The 17,775-nt window shown below is 64.7% G+C and carries 14 protein-coding genes; 6 read left to right on the top strand and 8 right to left on the bottom strand.

What is annotated here, in order from left to right; all coding sequences use genetic code 11:
• Positions 1-321: 321 nt before the first annotated feature.
• From xseA to ACYVNQ_RS22825, 3 genes are all read left to right on the top strand, one after another.
• On the top strand, positions 322-1,701 hold the full coding sequence (gene xseA, locus ACYVNQ_RS22835) for an exodeoxyribonuclease VII large subunit (RefSeq protein WP_460905003.1): 1,380 nt from the start codon (positions 322-324) through the stop codon (positions 1,699-1,701).
• A gap of 251 nt (positions 1,702-1,952) precedes the next feature.
• A complete protein-coding gene (locus tag ACYVNQ_RS22830; protein ID WP_460905002.1) occupies positions 1,953-2,531 on the top strand; it encodes a superoxide dismutase in 579 nt (192 codons plus the stop codon).
• A gap of 886 nt (positions 2,532-3,417) precedes the next feature.
• Entirely contained in the window at positions 3,418-4,905 is a 1,488-nt protein-coding gene (locus tag ACYVNQ_RS22825; protein WP_460906050.1) for an ATP-binding protein, read from the top strand.
• Positions 4,906-4,941: 36 nt separating this feature from the next.
• Here the strand turns inward: ACYVNQ_RS22825 and ACYVNQ_RS22820 are convergent, their stop codons facing one another.
• The 4 genes from ACYVNQ_RS22820 to ACYVNQ_RS22805 all read right to left on the bottom strand — a co-directional run bounded on the left by ACYVNQ_RS22820 (position 4,942) and on the right by ACYVNQ_RS22805 (position 11,289).
• Positions 4,942-6,261 carry an NYN domain-containing protein gene (locus tag ACYVNQ_RS22820; RefSeq protein ID WP_460905001.1) on the bottom strand — a complete coding sequence of 440 codons (1,320 nt, stop codon included), beginning with the start codon at positions 6,259-6,261 and terminating at the stop codon, positions 4,942-4,944.
• Positions 6,262-6,573: 312 nt separating this feature from the next.
• The gene (locus tag ACYVNQ_RS22815) at positions 6,574-7,848 is read right to left on the bottom strand and encodes an EAL domain-containing protein (RefSeq protein WP_460906048.1); all 1,275 of its coding nucleotides are present in this window, start codon (positions 7,846-7,848) and stop codon (positions 6,574-6,576) included.
• 386 nt (positions 7,849-8,234) lie between these two features.
• Positions 8,235-9,683, bottom strand: coding sequence for a multidrug transporter subunit MdtD (gene mdtD, locus ACYVNQ_RS22810; RefSeq protein ID WP_460905000.1), 1,449 nt, complete (start codon positions 9,681-9,683; stop codon positions 8,235-8,237).
• A gap of 193 nt (positions 9,684-9,876) precedes the next feature.
• A complete protein-coding gene (locus ACYVNQ_RS22805) occupies positions 9,877-11,289 on the bottom strand; it encodes an aminotransferase-like domain-containing protein (RefSeq protein ID WP_460904999.1) in 1,413 nt (470 codons plus the stop codon).
• Positions 11,290-11,444: 155 nt separating this feature from the next.
• On the opposite strand from ACYVNQ_RS22805, the gene ACYVNQ_RS22800 reads away from it, so the two are divergent.
• Complete coding sequence (locus ACYVNQ_RS22800) at positions 11,445-11,753, top strand: DUF2917 domain-containing protein (protein WP_460904998.1); 309 nt, start codon at positions 11,445-11,447, stop codon at positions 11,751-11,753.
• Between the two features lie 102 nt (positions 11,754-11,855).
• Here the strand turns inward: ACYVNQ_RS22800 and ACYVNQ_RS22795 are convergent, their stop codons facing one another.
• Complete coding sequence (locus ACYVNQ_RS22795) at positions 11,856-13,100, bottom strand: citrate/2-methylcitrate synthase (protein WP_460904997.1); 1,245 nt, start codon at positions 13,098-13,100, stop codon at positions 11,856-11,858.
• A 152-nt stretch (positions 13,101-13,252) separates the two neighbouring features.
• Here ACYVNQ_RS22795 and ACYVNQ_RS22790 point away from each other — a divergent pair, with 152 nt between their 5' ends.
• A complete protein-coding gene (locus ACYVNQ_RS22790) occupies positions 13,253-14,761 on the top strand; it encodes a CoA transferase (protein ID WP_460904996.1) in 1,509 nt (502 codons plus the stop codon).
• Positions 14,762-14,904: 143 nt separating this feature from the next.
• Here ACYVNQ_RS22790 and ACYVNQ_RS22785 read toward each other — a convergent pair whose 3' ends face one another.
• Positions 14,905-15,651 (bottom strand): GntR family transcriptional regulator, encoded by a 747-nt coding sequence (locus ACYVNQ_RS22785; RefSeq protein ID WP_460904995.1) that lies wholly within the window; start codon positions 15,649-15,651, stop codon positions 14,905-14,907.
• Positions 15,652-15,801: 150 nt separating this feature from the next.
• Here ACYVNQ_RS22785 and ACYVNQ_RS22780 point away from each other — a divergent pair, with 150 nt between their 5' ends.
• Positions 15,802-16,647, top strand: coding sequence for an aldo/keto reductase (locus ACYVNQ_RS22780; RefSeq protein WP_460904994.1), 846 nt, complete (start codon positions 15,802-15,804; stop codon positions 16,645-16,647).
• 48 nt (positions 16,648-16,695) lie between these two features.
• Here the strand turns inward: ACYVNQ_RS22780 and ACYVNQ_RS22775 are convergent, their stop codons facing one another.
• A complete protein-coding gene (locus tag ACYVNQ_RS22775) occupies positions 16,696-17,178 on the bottom strand; it encodes a hypothetical protein (RefSeq protein ID WP_460904993.1) in 483 nt (160 codons plus the stop codon).
• Positions 17,179-17,419: 241 nt separating this feature from the next.
• The coding region (locus tag ACYVNQ_RS22770; protein ID WP_460904992.1) for a hypothetical protein at positions 17,420-17,775 on the bottom strand (356 nt) is incomplete at its 5' end.

Here is a 17,775-nt window from a genome sequence, read left to right as displayed (position 1 = left end):
AGGGCATCGTGTCCGGTCTGTGGATAACTTTGTGGAGAACTCGCCCCGCATGCGTTCAAAAGCGCCGCCGCCTAAGCGTGTAGCCGGTATAGGAATTCGTTTAACTGATAAAAAATCAATAAAAATCAATTGGTTACTTCGTAATCAATGGGCTTTCCAAGGGGTTTTCGGGGAGGGCCAGCCTACATCCCGGCATGTGGACACTTTTAACAACCTGACTAACCCGAAGCGCGCAGGCTGGACGCCGCTGGCCGCTCGGTCTATTGTCTGTCCGACCTGATGCAACACCTCATCGAAAAACGCCATCCGACCTCTCGCCGCATGAATTCCGACAGTTCTTTCTCTTCTTCCTTACCCACCGGTGGCGATGCGGTCGTGCCGGTGTCGGCGCTGAACCGCGCGATCGGCACGATGCTCGAACGTTCGTTTCCGCTGGTGTGGGTGTCCGGTGAGGTGTCCAACTTCACGCGCGCCGCGAGCGGCCACTGGTACTTCTCGATCAAGGACGCGCAGGCGCAGATGCGCTGTGTGATGTTCCGCGGCCGCGCGCAACACGCGGAATTCACGCCGCGCGAAGGCGACCGCATCGAGGTGCGTGCGCTCGTCACGATGTACGAGCCGCGCGGCGAATTGCAACTGAATGTCGAAGCGGTGCGCCGCACCGGCCAGGGTCGTTTGTATGAAGCTTTCCTCAAGCTGAAGGCCAAGCTCGAAGCCGAAGGCTTGTTCGCCGCCGAACGCAAGCGGCCGCTGCCCACGCATCCGCGCGCGATCGGCATCGTCACGTCGCTGCAGGCAGCCGCGTTTCGCGATGTGTTGACCACGCTCGCGCGCCGCGCGCCGCACATTCCTTTGATCGTGTATCCGGCGCCGGTGCAGGGCGCCGGCGTCAGCGCGAAGCTGGCGGCGATGGTCGACACCGCCAGCCGCCGACGCGAAGTCGACGTGCTGATCGTGTGCCGCGGCGGCGGTTCGATCGAAGACTTGTGGGCCTTCAACGAGGAAGTGCTGGCCCGCGCGATCGCGGAGAGCGCCGTGCCGGTGGTCAGCGGGGTCGGTCATGAAACCGACTTCACGATCGCCGATTTCGCTGCCGACGTACGTGCGCCCACGCCGACCGGCGCCGCCGAACTCGTCAGCCCGCAGCGCGTGCTGTTGCTGCGCGATCTCGACCATCGGCACGCCACGCTCGCGCGCGGCTTCGGCCGCATGATGGAGCGGCGCGCGCAGCAACTCGACTGGCTGGCGCGCCGGCTGGTGTCTCCAGCGGAGCGTCTCGCGCGGCAACGCACGCATTTGCAGCAGTTGAGCGTGCGGCTCGCGTCGGCCGGCGCACGGCCGGTGCGCGACGCTAAAGCGCGCTTTGCGCTGCTGCAGATGCGCTGGCAGCGCTGGCGCCCCGATGTCGCCCAGCAGCGCGCCGCGGTGAGTCGCCTCGATGAACGGCTCGCACGCGCTTTCACGCATCAACATGACAAACGTGTGGTGCGTGTCACGGCGCTTGCTTCACGTCTTGAAGTGCTGAGTCCGCAGCGCACTTTCGAGCGCGGCTATGCGGCGCTGATCGATGCGCAGAATGGCCGCGCATTGCGCGCGCCTGCGGCGTTGAAACCCGGGCGCCGCCTGACCGTTCACCTCGCCGAAGGCTCCGCGGACATCGCACTGGCCGACGTGCAGCCGCGTCTTACCGAAGGCTTTTGAGCGCGGGTAGTTTTGACAGCACGATGAAACGCGGCACGCGCCGGCCCTTGCCTGCAACATGCATGGACCCGGCAATCGGCCCTGGAGGTTTTACTACGCAATACCGTCGCGATTACAAGATTTGCCGCGCAATTGTTCGGTGCTTTGCTAAAGACCGTGCGTTTGCGGGGTTATCTCAAGTCGCCTACAATCCATTGCTCCAACAAGCTTTATCCGCAGAACTCCCCATAAACAGATAGAAGGAAAGCACCATGGAACATCAGCTCCCGCCGCTGCCGTACGCGAAAAACGCACTCGCTCCGCACATGTCGGAAGAGACGCTCGAGTTTCATTACGGCAAGCACCACCAGACCTATGTGACTAACCTGAACAATCTGATCAAGGGCACCGAATACGAAAGCCTGTCGCTTGAAGAGATCGTCAAGAAATCGTCGGGTGGCGTGTTCAACAACTCGGCACAAATCTGGAATCACACGTTCTTCTGGAACTCGCTGAAGCCGCAAGGCGGCGGCGCACCGACCGGCGCGCTGGCTGAAGCGATCAACAAGAAGTGGGGTTCTTTCGACAAGTTCAAGGAAGAGTTCGCCAAGACCGCAATCGGCACGTTCGGTTCGGGCTGGGCATGGCTCGTGAAGAAGGCCGACGGCTCGCTCGACCTCGTCTCGACCAGCAACGCCGCCACGCCGCTGACGACGGACGCGAAGGCGCTCCTCACGATCGACGTGTGGGAACACGCTTATTACATCGACTACCGCAATGCGCGTCCGAAGTTCGTCGAAGCATATTGGAACATCGTGAACTGGGATTTCGCAGCAAAGAACTTCGCGTAATACGCGCGCAGCGAAATGCGGTGCATGTGCCCGCACGATGCCGGCCTGGCACCGCAGCAGGATTTGCGAAAAGAAGCCCTCCGATGCGAGGGCTTTTTTTATGCCGGCGCGATTCGATCGCAAGCAGCTTGCGTTCGACAGCTATTGGAAAGGTACGCGTACCAGACAATGGCCAGCATCCGATACCTCAATGAAGCAGGCCATCGATGTCGGCGAGGTGTCTCTGACGAGGTAGCTGGCAACCTGGTGCCCACGCGATCGTTTGTGTGTATGTCGGCGTCGCTGTCTTGAATCGAAACGGACTGCGCAACAACTCTGCGGCAGTGCGTATTTGCAGCGATTGCCGCAGCTCGCGTTTCGAAAAGGCGGGATCGCATCGTGGCGCTCGACAATCAGGAGGCCTCCCCGTCGCACGGGCGTCATATTCCTGCGTAACCTTCGCAGCGAAGCCCGATTCGTTGTGCTCGCAAGCGAACGGTGTGGACCGCGATGCTTGCCGTTGTAAACATATGTCAGTACACTCGATCGCGGCATAACGCGGCGGGTTTGCAGGTGTGCAGCGTCTGAAGAGGCCGCATGCGCTCAATCTCGAAGGCTCACAGGGTGACACGGTGGTATGGCTGTCGCCGGGTGTCGAGCAACGCTTGCGAAGGCGGGCGGCAACCAGGTGTTTTGAAAGCGCGAGAGCCACATCGTCTTCGTCGATGCAGCTCTCGCGCGCTAGCGTGCACGGCATTCCTGAACACGTCAGCCGGTTGTCAAACCCTGCAGCAGTCACGCCGCTGCCCGGTTCCGGTGCGCAGGCCATCGAGCTTCCCGTTGCGTTCACAACCAGTTTTCAACAAGTGGCTGCCGCTGCGCTCCCCTATCTATCGTGGCTTGAGTGATGACCCCAGAACTCGATGCGTCCAAGGTGCCCGATTCGCTTCCCGCACTTGTCTGGAACGGCACGCGCGACGGCGCCGCCGATTTCCTGAACGGCGCGTGGACCGATCTGACCGGTCGCCCTTTGGCGGAACTGCTGGGCTTCGGCTGGCAGCGTGTGCTGCATCCCGACGATCTCAGCGACATGCAGGCCTATTGCGCACGCGCACAGCAGCGGCGCGGCCAGGTGCGCATTCTCGATGCGCAAGGCCGGTATCACGTGTTCCTGCTGAGTATCGGTGCGCACGTCGCGCATGACGGTGCGCCAGAGGGCTTTGCCGCTACCGCGATCATGCTGTGCAGCGGCGCGGCCTGCGAAGAAACTGCGGATGCCGCCGCGCGCGAGTTGCAGTTTCCGTGGAGCCACGTGCCGGTGATGGTGTGGAGCGCGCGGGCCGACGGCTATGTCGACTACGTCAACGATCGCTGGGTACACGTCACCGGTCTGCCGCTCGAGCGCGCGCACGGCTGGGGCTGGAAGATCGCCGTGCATCCGCACGATCGCGAGGGCTTCATCTGGAAATGGCTGCATCTGCTGCAGCATGGCGTCGAAGGCTCGATCGAAGGGCGTATCGGCACTGAAGAGCGCGGCTACCGGTGGGTGATGTCGGTGGCCAATCCGGTGCACGATGCGGCCGGGCGAGTGAGCCGATGGTATGGCGCGATTCTCGATATCGAAGACCGCAAACGTGCGGAAGATGCGCTGCAGGACGCACACGACAATCTGATGCATGCCACGCGCGTCGCCACGCTCGGCGAACTGACCGCGACGATCGCGCATGAGGTCAGCCAGCCGCTCGCGGCGATTGCCGCGAACGGCGCGGCGGCGCTGCGCTGGCTCAATCGTGCGGAGCCGAATCTCGACGAAGCCGGGCTCGCCATCGGGCGGATGATCAAGGATGCCACCCGCGCGACCGACGTCGTGCGACAGCTGCACGCGCTCGCGCGCAAGGACGAATCCGCACGCCAGCTCGAGGACGTCAATCACATCATCCAGGAGACCGCGCTGCTCGCGCAGCCGCAACTGACGCGCAACCGCGTGGTGCTGAAGCTCGATCTGGGCGCGGCGCTGCCGCTGGTCGAAGTGCGCGCCGTGCAGCTGCAGCAGGTGCTGATCAACCTGATGACGAACGGCAGCCAGTCGATGAACGAAGTCTACGACCGGCAGCGGCAGTTGTCGGTGAGTTCGGGCGTCAACAGTCGAGGCGGCGTGCGGGTGATCGTGCGCGACGTCGGCATCGGTATTTCGGCAGGAGATCGCGACCGGATGTTCGCGCCGTTCTTCACGACGAAACACGACGGCATGGGCATGGGGCTATCGATTTGCCGGACCATCATCGAAAGCCACGGCGGCACGATTGCCGTGTGCGACAACGAAGGGCCGGGTGTGCATCTGGTGGTCGATTTGCCGGCCGCCGCGCACGCAGGCGGGCGGCTGGCGCGGGCGTAAAGCCTGCGCCGTGCGGGCGCTGGTAGCGCGCTTGCGTCAACCCGCGTCGGAGCTTGCCGCAGCCTTGCTGCGCGAACGCCGTCCACGCGACGACGATTTGCGGGCGGGCTTGCCGGCGGTTTCAACCGCTGGCGCGGTTTCCGTCTCAATCGCAGCAGGCACTTCCTGAAACGCGGCATCGAGCGGCAGTTGTTCGCCGGCGCGCGGGCTGTCCGCTTTATCGTCGCCCGCGGCCTTTTTGCTCTTGCGCGCTTTCTTTGCCGCCGGTTTGCGTGCCGTACGTTGTTTCTTGCGGCCGGTCTCGGCGTTGTCGGCCAGCTCATCGCGCGGTTCAAGCGTCGCTTCGGCCGATTCATCGCCGCTGGTGTGAAGCGCGGCCGGTGCGGCTTGCGTCGACGCTTCTTCGCCGATCCACGAGAAGCTTTGTGCTTCTTCGAGCGATTCTTCGTTCGCCATACCCGCCGGCAAGCGCTGCGCGACACTTGCGATCGGCTCTGCGGCGCTCTCGCCGGCCGCAGCGGCCGCGGCGTTGCGATACACGTAGGTGCCTGACTTCTCGTCGCGTCCGACTTCGAGCAGGCCGCGCGCCTGCGCTTCTTCCAGCAGATTGCCGAACGCGCGGAAGCCGTAATAGGTTTCGTTGAAGTCCGGCTTGCGGCGCTTGATCGCGTTCTTCAGCACCGACGCCCAGATCTTGCCGCTGTCGCCGCGTTCGGTGGCGAGCGCATCGAAGGTCTGCACGGCGAATTCGATCGCCTTGGTCTTGCGTGTATCGAGATCTTCCTTGCGCTGCTTGTCGCCGTCGGGCGCGCGTTTAGCCGCGTTTTGCGCCGGCTGCGGCGCGCGTGCCGCTTCGCGTTTCGCGGCGGCGCGCTGGTTTTCGCGTACGAGGTCGTCGTAGAAAATGAATTCGTCGCAGTTTGCGGTGAGCAAGTCCGACGTCGAGCGCTGCACGCCGACGCCGATCACCTGCTTGGCGTTTTCGCGCAGCTTGGACACCAGCGGCGAGAAATCGGAATCGCCGCTGATGATCACGAAGGTGTTCACGTGCGACTTCGTATAGCAAAGGTCGAGTGCATCGACCACGAGGCGGATGTCCGCCGAATTCTTGCCGGATTGCCGTACGTGCGGGATTTCGATCAGCTCGAAGTTCGCTTCGTGCATCGCGGCCTTGAAGCCTTTGTAGCGGTCCCAGTCGCAGTACGCTTTCTTGACCACAATGCTGCCTTTCAGCAGCAGCCGCTCGAGCACGAGCTTGATATCGAATTTTTCGTATTTCGCGTCGCGCACGCCGAGCGCGACGTTCTCGAAGTCGCAGAACAGCGCCATGCTGACGGTGTCGGAAGACGACGCCATGATTTCTCCAGTGAAATGCGGGCCCGCTGTGCTGCGCGGCGGGCGGAAACAGAGAAAGTATTAGATCAGACCGCGCACCGCAAGCGGCTTCGACAAAAACGCGCAGATTGGCTGCGATGCGTTTCGCGTGGGTGAGGGGTTTGCGGGTCGTGAAAAGGCTGAATGTGCCGTATGAGCCCGCCAGACCCAAAGTGCGGTGTGGGCTGATCGATGAATAGCTTACGGTGCGCTCAGCGTGAAACGGACGCGCCGCACTGCGCGTGCCCGTTCCGTGCCGATCGGCCCCATTCGGCCGCACCTTGCCGGCCGCACCTAGCTACGATGTGCCGCCACTTCCCAGTTGATGTCGACGCACAGCACCTGCATGCCGCGTGCGGATTGCGCGGCAATCGACGCGGTCACGCACAGGTGCGCCTCGTTGATCGACAGATATGGCGGCGTCACATGCACCTGGCCGGGCATGCGTACCGCCTCGATGAAATACGGGCGCCGTTCCCAGCTTGCGCCTTCCGAGTGCAGCAGCGGACGGAAACGCTTTGCGCGTTGCGACGCCCGCACAGACGGCAGCACGTTGTCGCCGATCTGCCGGCCCGATGCATCGAGCAAAAAGCAGCGCGCGGTTTCGCGCAGCGCGAGCAGCGGCTCGCACGCGTCCACCATGGTTGCGCCGGCAACCAGTTGCGCGCTCGCCTGTTCGAGTGCCGCGACGAACGGTGCGAGGCGCTCGGTCTGCGCGCGATCGCGGGCCGCGACCCGCTGGCGCAGCGCCGCGCTCAGGCCGTCCATCAGGCCGACGGTGGCCTGCGGCTTGACCGGATCGACGCTCGGGCACGCGAAAAAGCCGCCTTGCACGAAATCGACGTTGCATTCGAGTGCGATCAGCGCGTCGCGTTCGGTGCTGAGGTTGCCCATCAGCACCAGTTGCCCCGATTCATGCAGCAGCGACACGATGCCCGGCAGCACGCGCTCGATATGCGAATGCTCGCTGGCTTGCGCGAGAATGCCGCGATCGAGTGTCACGATATCGGGACGCAGTGTCCACACGCGGTCGATATTCGAGTGCTTGGCGCCGAAGCCGTCGAGGGCGATCAGGAAGCCTGATTTGCGCAATGCATCGATGATTTCGGCAAAACGCGTGGTTTCGCCGCCGGCCTGCTCGGTGACTTCGAGCACCACCCGTTGCGGCGGCAGGCCCAGGGTCTTCAGGCTCGCCAGCAGCGCGTCGCCGTAGCTCGTGTCCATCAGCGCGGCCGGATGCAGGCTCAGGAAAAGCCATTCGTCGTGACTGTCGAACGCATTGAAGTTGCCCAGATGCAGCGATTCGGCGAGCCGCCCGAGTTCCAGCAGGTCGCCGCGCCGTGCCGCATGCGAGAACACGACGTGCGACGGCACGTGCGCAGCGGTTTCGTCATGCACGCGTAGCGACGCGTGATAGCCGATCGCGCGCCGGTGCGATACCGAAAAGACCGGTTGAAACACGCTGAAAACGGTGTAGTCGCCGTAACGGACGGTGCGTCGGGAGCCTTCCTCTCCCGCGATGGGGCGCGGCGGCTGAAAGCCCGGAGGATCGAGTTCGACCATGCTCATCGTGTCAATCATGATTGGGGACGCGTGGTGCGCGCAGTTTGCTGCCGGGTTCTTTTGCCGAATGGTTTGCTGCGGTTTTGCTGCATTTTTCTTGCCGTACTTTTCGCCGCGTTTTTGCGCGATTTTCACCGTGTGTTTACCGCGGTTTTCATTGCAGAGTCACGTTAACAGCCCCAGTTTACAGGATCATTCAGCAAGAAACATGCGCACGGGCAATCCGACGCGCGTTGCGTTGCGATGCGGGTCCTGCGGTCCACGCGCCACGCCGCGTGTCGGCGCGGCGCGACGGCACGCACATCGATGGTGCGTGGCACGCCCCGTCGCGGTTCGCGTGCCTGCGCAGATGGCGTGGCCGCTCGCCGCGCTGCGCTTCGCTGGACGCACCTTCAGGTGCGTTCCGACGGATCGGTTTTCTTCGACGGCTGGCGGATATCGGGTGCGAGCTGCGCGAAGATCCACGACGTGCCGGCCGTGATGATGCCTACGCACACGAAGGTCGCGTGAAAGGCCGGCAGCGAGTTGGCTTCCGTCACGCGCGGCATCAGGCCGGTGAAGGTAGTCAGCATCGCACCGGCCACCGTCACGCCGAGGCTCATCGCCAGCATCTGTACCAGCGAGAACAGACTATTGCCGCTACTCGCGCCGCCGGTGCCGAGGTCTTTCAGCGTCAACGTGTTCATCGCGGTGAACTGCATTGAATTGACGCCGCCGAAAAATGCCAGCTGCACGAGCCGCAGCCACAGTGGCTGGTGCGCGGACGTCAGGCCGAAACTCGCCATCGCGAGACCCACCAGCACCGTGTTCGTCACCAGCACGCGCCGATAACCGTATTTGAAGATCAGTTGCGTGACGAGCCGCTTCGACGTCATGCCGGCCGCCGCCACCGGCAGCATCATCAGGCCGGCTTCGAACGCGCTGTAGCCAAGGCTGATCTGCAGCAGCAGTGGCAGCAGGTACGGCATCGAGCCGGCGCCGATGCGCGCAAACAGATTGCCGAGAATGCCGACGCTGAACGTATGGATCTTGAACAGATCGAGCGAGAAGATCGGTTGCGGATCGCGCACCGCGTGCAGTCCGTAGGCGACGAAAAAGCCGAGGCTCAGGATCAGCAGCACCAGTACCGTTGCGTGCTCGAAGCCGAATTCGCCGCGGCCGTCGAGCGCCATCGAAATCGCGATCATCGCGACGATCAGCAGCAGGTAGCCTTTCAGATCGAATTTCGCGGTGTCCGGGTTGCGCGAATCGGGCATGAAGATCCCCGTCGCGATGCAACCGATGATGCCGACCGGCAGGTTGATCAGAAAGATCCAGTGCCACGATGCGATCTTGACCAGCCAGCCGCCGAGCGTCGGCCCGATCAGCGGACCGATCAGACCTGGGATCGCGACGAACGACAGCGCCGGCAGATAGCGCTCGGCGGGAAACACGCGCAACACCGCGAGGCGCCCGACCGGCAGCAGCATCGCGCCGCCGACCCCTTGCAGGATGCGCCACAGCACCAGCTGCTGCAGCGTATGCGCGTTCGCGCATAACAGCGAGCCGACGGTGAACACCGCAGTCGCGGCCATGAATACGCGCCGCGTGCCGAGCTTGTCTGCGAGCCAGCCGGATACCGGAATCATCACCGCCATCGTCAGCGAATACGCGATCACGACCGACTGCATGCGCAGCGGCAGTTCGCCGAGGCTCTTCGCCATCGCGGGCAACGCGGTGTTGACGATCGTCGAATCGAGCGTCTGCATGAAGAAGCCGGTCGCGACGATCCATAGCAGGATCGTCAATGCGCGGTCGGAGGGCTTGGCGGGTGTCTCGGGTCGAATCGTTGTATTGGGCATGGCGCGCGGGAGGGGCAGCGGGGCCGGGCGAGCCGGACGGGCGTCATTTTAAGCAAAAACGCCAGGGCGGGGCAGGGGTACGGTGACCGTGAGCTTGTCACGCACAGGTCGCAAAGCGGGTCCTGATCGGCGGCGATGCGGAGTGCATTGCAACGGCGGCACATCGATTGCCGCGATCGATGCCGCAACGCATCTACCCCGGCAGCTTGCTTGCCGCTTCGAAAAACGCCTTCGCGCGCGGTTCGGTCGCGAATGCCGCGTTGATGCGCGTCCACGGGCTCATTTCGCCGTTCGGCCGGAAGTAGTTGCCTGGCACGACTGAAACGCCCAGCGGCTCGCCGCATTCGACCAGCGCAAGCGAATCGCCGACATGCGGCACGCGCGCCCATACGAACTTGCCGCCCAACGGATTTTCGAACACCTGCCAGCCTGAATCTTCGAGGATCTGCACGGCGGCGCCGAATGCCTCGCGCATGCGCCGGCGCAGGCGTTCGAGATGTTTGCGATACATGCCGCGCTCGAGCAGCGCGACCGTCACCGCTTCGGCAAAGCGCGAGCCGCCGATGCTGGTCAGCATCTTGATGTCGGCGAGATCCTTGATGAGCGGATGTTTGGCGATCACATAGCCGATCCGCAACGACGACGACAGCGTCTTCGACAGGCCGCCGATGTACACCACATGCTCGAGCTGATCGAGGGTGGCGAGCCGGTCGGTTGGTTCGGCCTGAAAATCCGCGTAAATATCGTCTTCGAGGATCGTAAAGCCGTGCTCGCGCGCGAGCTGCAGCAGACGAAACGCGACATGCGGCGCCACCGTAGTGCCGGTGGGATTGTGGAACACCGTGTTGATGAAGAACAGCTTCGGCCGATGCAACTGCAATTGCGCATGCAGCACATCGAGATCGGGACCGTTGCGCGTACGCGGAATGCCGACCAGCTTCACGCCGTGCAGCTTCAGCAGACCGAACAGGTTGTAGTAGCCCGGATCCTCGACGAACATCGTGTCGCCGGCCTTCAGCATGTAGCGCATCAACAGGTCGAGCGCCTGGCTTGCGCCATTCGTGACGAGGATCTGCGTGGCGTCCACTTCGAGGCCAAGCAACGCGACGCGGCTGCGCAGATGCTCGCGCAAGGTCGCGTTGCCGAGCGGCGTCGCATAGTCGATCTGGCTCGCCGCATCGGTGCGCGACACATAACGGATCGCCTGGCCGAGGCTATCCATGTCGCGCCACGATTCCGGGATGAAACCGCTGCCTAGTTTCAGCGCTTCGCCCGGGTAGTTGAACTGCTGCTGGATGTGAAACGACTCTTCCTCTGCGCGCCGCGGGTCCGACGTGCCCTGCGATTCCTGTGCCGTGCGATGCCGCTCGGCGACGTAAAAGCCCGACCCGTGCCGCGAATCGAGATAGCCGAGCGACACCAGCCGGTCGTACGCTTCGATCACCGGGAAGCGGCTGATCTGGTGATCGGCGGCCAACTGGCGGATCGACGGCAGCTTGGTGCCGGCGTGCGCGATTCGCGAGCCGATCCACTGCTGGACGCCGCTGACGATCTGCTCGGTCAGCGGCACACCGCTGTCGCGATCGAGTTCGATATCGAGTTTCATGGCGCGGCCTCCAACCGGTACGGACGTCTGCAAGTGCAAAGTGTCAGGTTTTTTGACTGCACAGTTCTGCCGAAAGTGTTCGGTACTGTGCATGTGACTGTTTGCATCGTACGGCAATAATGAACGTACCGAAATACCTGAAGAGGAGCACTGCGATGCGCGAAATCCGTACATTCGAACTCGGACACGGCGAGCCGGCCGCCGCATGGCGCGTCGCGCAGCCGCTAATCCTGCAGGTGCTGACCGGCGAAGTGTGGCTGACGCTCGAAGGCGACCCCGAAGACTACTGGCTGGCGCGCGGCCAATCGTTCTGTTTGCCGCGCGATGCGGTGGCATGGCTGAGCGCGGAACGAGGTGGCGCTCAGGTCGCGGTATCGTCTGCTGGCGGGCGCGGAGCCGGGATGCAACGCGTATCGCGCGCGGGTACCTGGAGCTGGCTGCCGCGCTGGTTGCTGGCAGCGTGAGTGGAGTGCGGCCGGCCTACGCGCCGTGAGCATCGTCTGAAAGCCCTGTGAAAGCGGGCTGCGCGCCGGCCGGTGCGTGTCGTCCGCTTCAACTCGCTCGCTTCAACCATTCCCTTCATATGCGCCGATGTAACGCGCGCGCGGCCGGATCAGCCGGCCATCCGCTGTCTGTTCCATCGCATGGGCGATCCAGCCCGCCACCCGTCCTACTGCAAACAGCGTGAATGCCGCGCCGGCCGGCAGGCCGAGCACGCGCTCGAGCGCGGCTAGCGCGTAGTCGAGCGTCGGCTCGGCGCCGGTGGTGTCGCGCATCGCGGCCGCCAGACTTTGCACGGCCGCGAGCGGCGCACGCGCCGGCGCGCTGTCGGCGAGCATCTGCAGCAGCAGACGCGCACGCGGGTCGCCCGCCGGGTATAGCGGATGGCCGAAGCCGGACAGCAGCGGACGCTGTGGCTGTGCGGTGGCGTGTTCGTCCCGTGCGAGCCGGGTGGCGAGAAAACGGTCGAGGTCGTCGGCGCGCGCCGCTTCGTCGAACAACGCGGCGACGCGTGTGGTCTCGCCGCCGTGCCGCGGGCCTGCCAGCGCGGCGAGACCGCCTGCGATCGCGCCGAACAGATGCGTGCCGGTCGATGTGATGCAGCGCACCGTGAAGGTCGACGCGTTCAGCTCGTGATCGGCGCAGGCGACCAGCGCCGCACGTAGCAAATTGATCTGCACACGGCTGCGTACGCCCCATGCGGTGGCCAGTTGCCGATGCAGCGGTTCGTTCGACGGCGCCGACGAGATCATTGCTGCTGCGACGAGCCGCAACAGCGTGCATGCGGTGTCGAGTTGCGCGTCGCGGCCGAGCGCCCACACGCGCGGCATCTGCGCGGCCGCGGCCGGCAGCAGCACGAGTGCGCGGTCGAGCGGTGTGTGGTCGCCCCACAATTTCAACCACGCGGACCATTGCGCGGCGGCGAGCGGCGCCGCCGGCGCCTGGGCGATGCGCCGCTCGCTGCATTCCCACAGCAGCGCGGCAACTTCTTCGAGCGTCGCGGTGCGGGCCAGTTCGATCGCATCGTGGCCGCGGTAGAACAGGCGCCCGTCGGCAATCAGCGTGATCGCGGATTCGAGGACCGGCACGCCCCAGTCCAGCACCTTCTGCGCGACCTTGCCGGCGCGCTTGCCGTCGGCCTTGCGACGCGCGAGGCGGCGCACTTCGTCGGCGTCGTACAGCCGACGTTTCGATGCGACGTCGGGTGCCGAGCTCAACATGCCGCGGCTCACGTACGCATACAGCGTCGGTACGCTGATGCCGAGCGCCTCAGCGGCTTCGTCAGCGGATAAAAAACGGGTGGCCGGCATAGGAATTCGCGGAAACAGCAGAAATCGATATATGTTGATTTTATAAATCAATATTGATGGTTGCGCGAGCGAAATCTAGACTGAAGGCCATTCGGTTCGCGTGTCGTTGCTTACTTCGTCCTTCCACCTTGCCGCCTTCGCACCTTCCGACCATGACGCCACTTGCCGCTCTCGATCATCTGTGGACCGCCGCCGGCTGCGATGCCGCGGCGCTCGACGCCGTTTCGATCACCGGTAGCGATCCTGCGCTGCCGTCCGTCTATCGGGTCGGCACGCTGGCCGCCGCGACGATTGCCGCGACCGGTCTGGCGGCGGCCGAATGCATGCGGTTGCGCACCGGGTTGACGCAACGGGTCGAGGTCGACGTGCGGCGCGCGCTCGCGGCATTTCGCAGCGAACGCTATCTGCGCGTGAACGACGGGCCGCCGCCGGAACTGCGCAATCCGCTGTTTGGATTCTTCGCGACGCGCGATCACCGCTGGATTCAACTGCATACGAACTTTCCGCATCACCTCGATGGCGTGCTGAAAATTCTCGACTGCGCGAATGAACGCGACGCGGTCGTCGCGGCCATCGGCGAGTGGGATGGCGCTGTGCTCGATCAGACGCTCGCCGATGCGGGACTGCCGGCGGCGTTGATCCGTTCGCCGCGCGAATGGGCGGCGCTCGAGCAGGCGAAGGCGATTGCGAATCTGCCGCTGTTCGAAATCGAGCGGATCGGCGATGCGCCGGCAGAGCCGATTGGTCGTGATGTCGGGCGTACCGCAAGCGCCTTCGGTGCAGCGGGTGCTGAGAATGCCGCAAGTGCCGCAAGTGCCGCAAATGCCGCAAATGCCGCAAATGCCGCGAACGCCGCGAACGCCGCGAACGCCGCGCGGCCGCTCGCGGGTGTACGCGTGCTCGATCTGTCGCGGATCATCGCCGGTCCGGTGGCGGGCCGTGCGCTCGCTTCGCATGGCGCGCAGGTGTTGCTCATCAACGGTCCGCATCTGCCGAACATCGCGCCGCTCGTGATCGACAACAGCCGCGGCAAGCGTTCGGCAACGCTCGATCTGCGCGATGCGTCCGGTTGCGACCAACTGCGTACGTTAGCGAGCGACGCCGATGTGTTCCTGCAGGCGTACCGGCCCGGCGCGCTCGCCGCGCGTGGTTTCAGCCCAGAGCAGCTCGCGCAGTTGCGGCCCGGTATCGTCTGCGTGTCGATCAGTGCGTATAGCCACGCCGGGCCGTGGGCGATGCGGCGCGGCTTCGACAGTCTGGTGCAGTCGGCGAGCGGCATCGCCCATACCGAAAGCCGCGCGGCGGGCACCGATGCGCCGAAGCATCTGCCGTGTCAGGCGCTCGATCACGCCACCGGCTACCTTGCCGCGTTCGGCGCAATGGTCGCGCTGGCGCGGCGCGCAGTGGAGGGCGGCAGCTGGCACGTGCGCCTGTCGCTCGCGCAGACGGGCCGCTGGCTGCAGTCGCTTGGGCAAATCGAAGACGGCTGGCGGGTACCCGATGTGAGTTTCGACGACGTGCAGGATTGTCTGCACAGCGTCGACTCGCCGTTCGGCCGCGTGCTCGGCGCGGCGCCCGCGGAACGGCTATCGCGCACGCCGGCGTTTTACGCGCGGCCGCCGGTGCCGATCGGCACCGACGCCGCGCGTTGGGAAGATTAGTGCCGAAGGCCGACGGTGGAAGGGCGCCGCGAAATGCTGCAGCAACACGCTGCAGCAACAGGCCGCAGCAACAGGCCGCCGCAACAAGCCGCAGCAACAGGCCGCAGCAACAAGCCGCAGCAAGAGGGGCATCGACGCCACGCCTATTTCCGCAATTCAGCGACGAAGTCGTAATAGTCGTTGCGGCAATACGTATCCGTCAGTTCGATCGCACGCTGGTCCGCCGTGTACCCGACCCGCGTGATCAGCAGCAGCGCTTCGTTCGGTGCGATGCTCATCTGCTGCGCGATCTCCGGGCTCGCATTGACCGCGCGGAAATGCTGCAGCGCGCGCACGATCGCGAGGCCGCGGTTGTCGAGGAACGTGTAAAGCGAATCGCCGATCGCCTGTGGATCGGGAATCACCGCAGCCGGGAAGGTGGAGTTTTCGACCGCCATCACGATGCCGTCCGCTAGACGCAGGCGCCGCAAGCGGGTCACGGCAGCCGCCGGCGACAGCCCAAGGCGGATCACTTCGTCGCGATTGGCCGGCACGATCTCACGGGCTATCCATTTCGAACTCGGCGTAAATCCGCGCCGGCGCAGCATTTCGCTGAAGCTCGACAGCCGCGACAGCGGATCTTCGTAGCGCGGCGTGATGAAACTGCCGGCGCCCTGGGTGCGGCGAATCAGCCCCTGCTCGACCAGCAACGCGATCGCCTTGCGCGCGGTGATGCGCGATACGCCCAATGCATCCGACAATACGCGCTCGGACGGCAGCGCTTCGCCAGCGTTCCAGCGGTTGTCGTGAATCGCGTGGCCGAGCTTGCGGGCGAGTTGCAGATAGAGCGGCGTGTCGTTTTCCGGGTCCGGGCGCAAGTCGCGCCAGCGGTCTTCCGAGGCTATGTCCATGAAGTGTGCGCGAGAGGGGCGAGCGGCAATTCTATGACATCGGCGCGCTGCGTTATAGCAGGCTTTTGCCTGGCTTCGTGCGCTTGCGGCTGCACAGACGCTAAACTCGACGCTCGATACGTGCAACGCAACACGTCCATGGAGAAGCCGATGACAACCGATATCGCCACGGTGGCGCTGCCCAACGGCGAGCGCATAGCGAAGCTGGGGCAGGGTACGTGGGAGATGGGCGAGCGCGCGTCGCAGCGCGCCACCGAAATTGCGGCGCTGCGCGCGGGCATCGAACTCGGCATGACGCTGATCGATACCGCCGAGATGTACGGCGAGGGCGCGACCGAGACGCTATTGGGCGAGGCGCTGGCCGGCCTGCGCGACGAAGTGTTTCTGGTCAGCAAGGTGTACCCGCACAACGCCAGCCGGCGCGGCGTGCTGGACGCGTGCGAACGCTCGCTCAAGCGCCTGAAGACGGATCGGCTCGATCTGTATCTGCTGCACTGGCGCGGCTCGGTGCCGCTCGAGGAAACCGTCGCGGCATTCGAAGCGTTGCGCCGCGCGGGCAAGATCCGGCATTGGGGCGTGTCGAACTTCGACGTCGACGATATGGAGGAACTGTTCGACGTGCCGGATGGCGATGCATGTGCGACCAACCAGGTTCTGTATAACGTCGCGCGGCGCGGACCGGAGTTCGATCTGCTGCCGTGGCAACGCGCGTGCAAGATGCCGGCGATGGCGTATAGCCCGGTCGATCATGCGCGTCTGCCTCGGCGTTCGCCGCTTGACGAGATTGCGGCGGCGCATGGGGTGTCGGTGTTTCAGGTGGCGCTGGCGTGGGTACTGCAGCAGCCGGACGTGCTCGCAATTCCGAAGTCAGGCCATATCGAACACGTGCGCGACAATCGCCGCGCGCTCGATCTGCAACTGGGCGCCGACGATCACGCGAAGATCGATGCGCATTTCCGCGCACCGCGCAGCAAGCGGCCGCTTGAAATGTTGTGAGCGTGCGCGGCGCTGTTGTCGCGTGATTGCGTGGCTATGGTTTGACGCTCAGGTGCATGGGTGATGCATGTGTACCGAGCCGAGCAACGCGACTTCGGCCGGCGTTTGCTTCAGCGAAGCGGCATCGACCTGGCTCGCGTCGTGCACGAAATCGTCGACGATCGACGCGACCGGTATGTCGCGCAGGCATAGCGACACGCGCTGGGTTTCGCCCGCAGGCAGCGACGCGCGCTGCGCGAGGAACAACACGCCGTATTGATAGCCGTGAATGATGCCGCGGACCGCGCCGATGCATTGGCCTTGCGCGACGTTATCGTTTTTTTGCTGACAGAGCCGCGCGAGCGATTGCGCGGAGAAGGTCGGATCGACCGGTGGCGCGGCGCGCAATTGTGCAGCTTGTGCGGCTTGAGCGGTTGCCGGTGCGGCTGGGGTTTGCGCTTGCGCCTGCGTGAGCGATGCAGCGCTGGCTAGCGCAGCCAGCAACAGTGTCGATGTGGCGCGCGCGGCAAAGCGGGGGGCGTGTCCTTGCATATCGTTGGCCTCATATCGAACGGTGACACCGGTATGAGGCACTCGATGCTGATTGGTTCCGGCTGTATGTCGAAGCCGTCGCACACGGTCGACCCTGCACACGATGCGTTTGCGGTCCGGGCGGTGACGTCCGACCGGGGGATCGGAACATCACCGCCGCCGCAGGCGCGCTGCTGATGCCGCGCTGCCCGTTGTGCACTCCCTCGGGTGACTGACAGTGCGGGCGCACCGTGCGCCGGATCTAGTGTCCGCCGCCGCCACCGCCTCCGTTGCCACCGCCGCCACCACCGCTGCCTCTGCCGTAGCCACCGCCGCCCTTGCCGAAACCGCCGCCGAACCCTCCACCGAAGCCGCCGCCAGGACCGCCTGCGCCGAAGCCTCCGCCCGGGCCGCCCGCACCGAAGCCGCCACCGGGACCCCCTGCGCCGAAGCCTCCACCGGAGCCTGCGCCGTGACCGCCGCTAGCGCCGGCACTGCCGCCTCCGCAACCGCAGCCACCGCTGGAGCTACCACCGCCACCACCGCCACCGCCGCCACCGCCGCCACCGCCGCCACCGCCGCCACCGCCGCCACCGCCGCCACCGCCACCGCCGCCAC

Source organism: Paraburkholderia jirisanensis, assembly GCF_054782355.1.
This window is presented reverse-complemented; position numbering and strand designations above follow the sequence as displayed.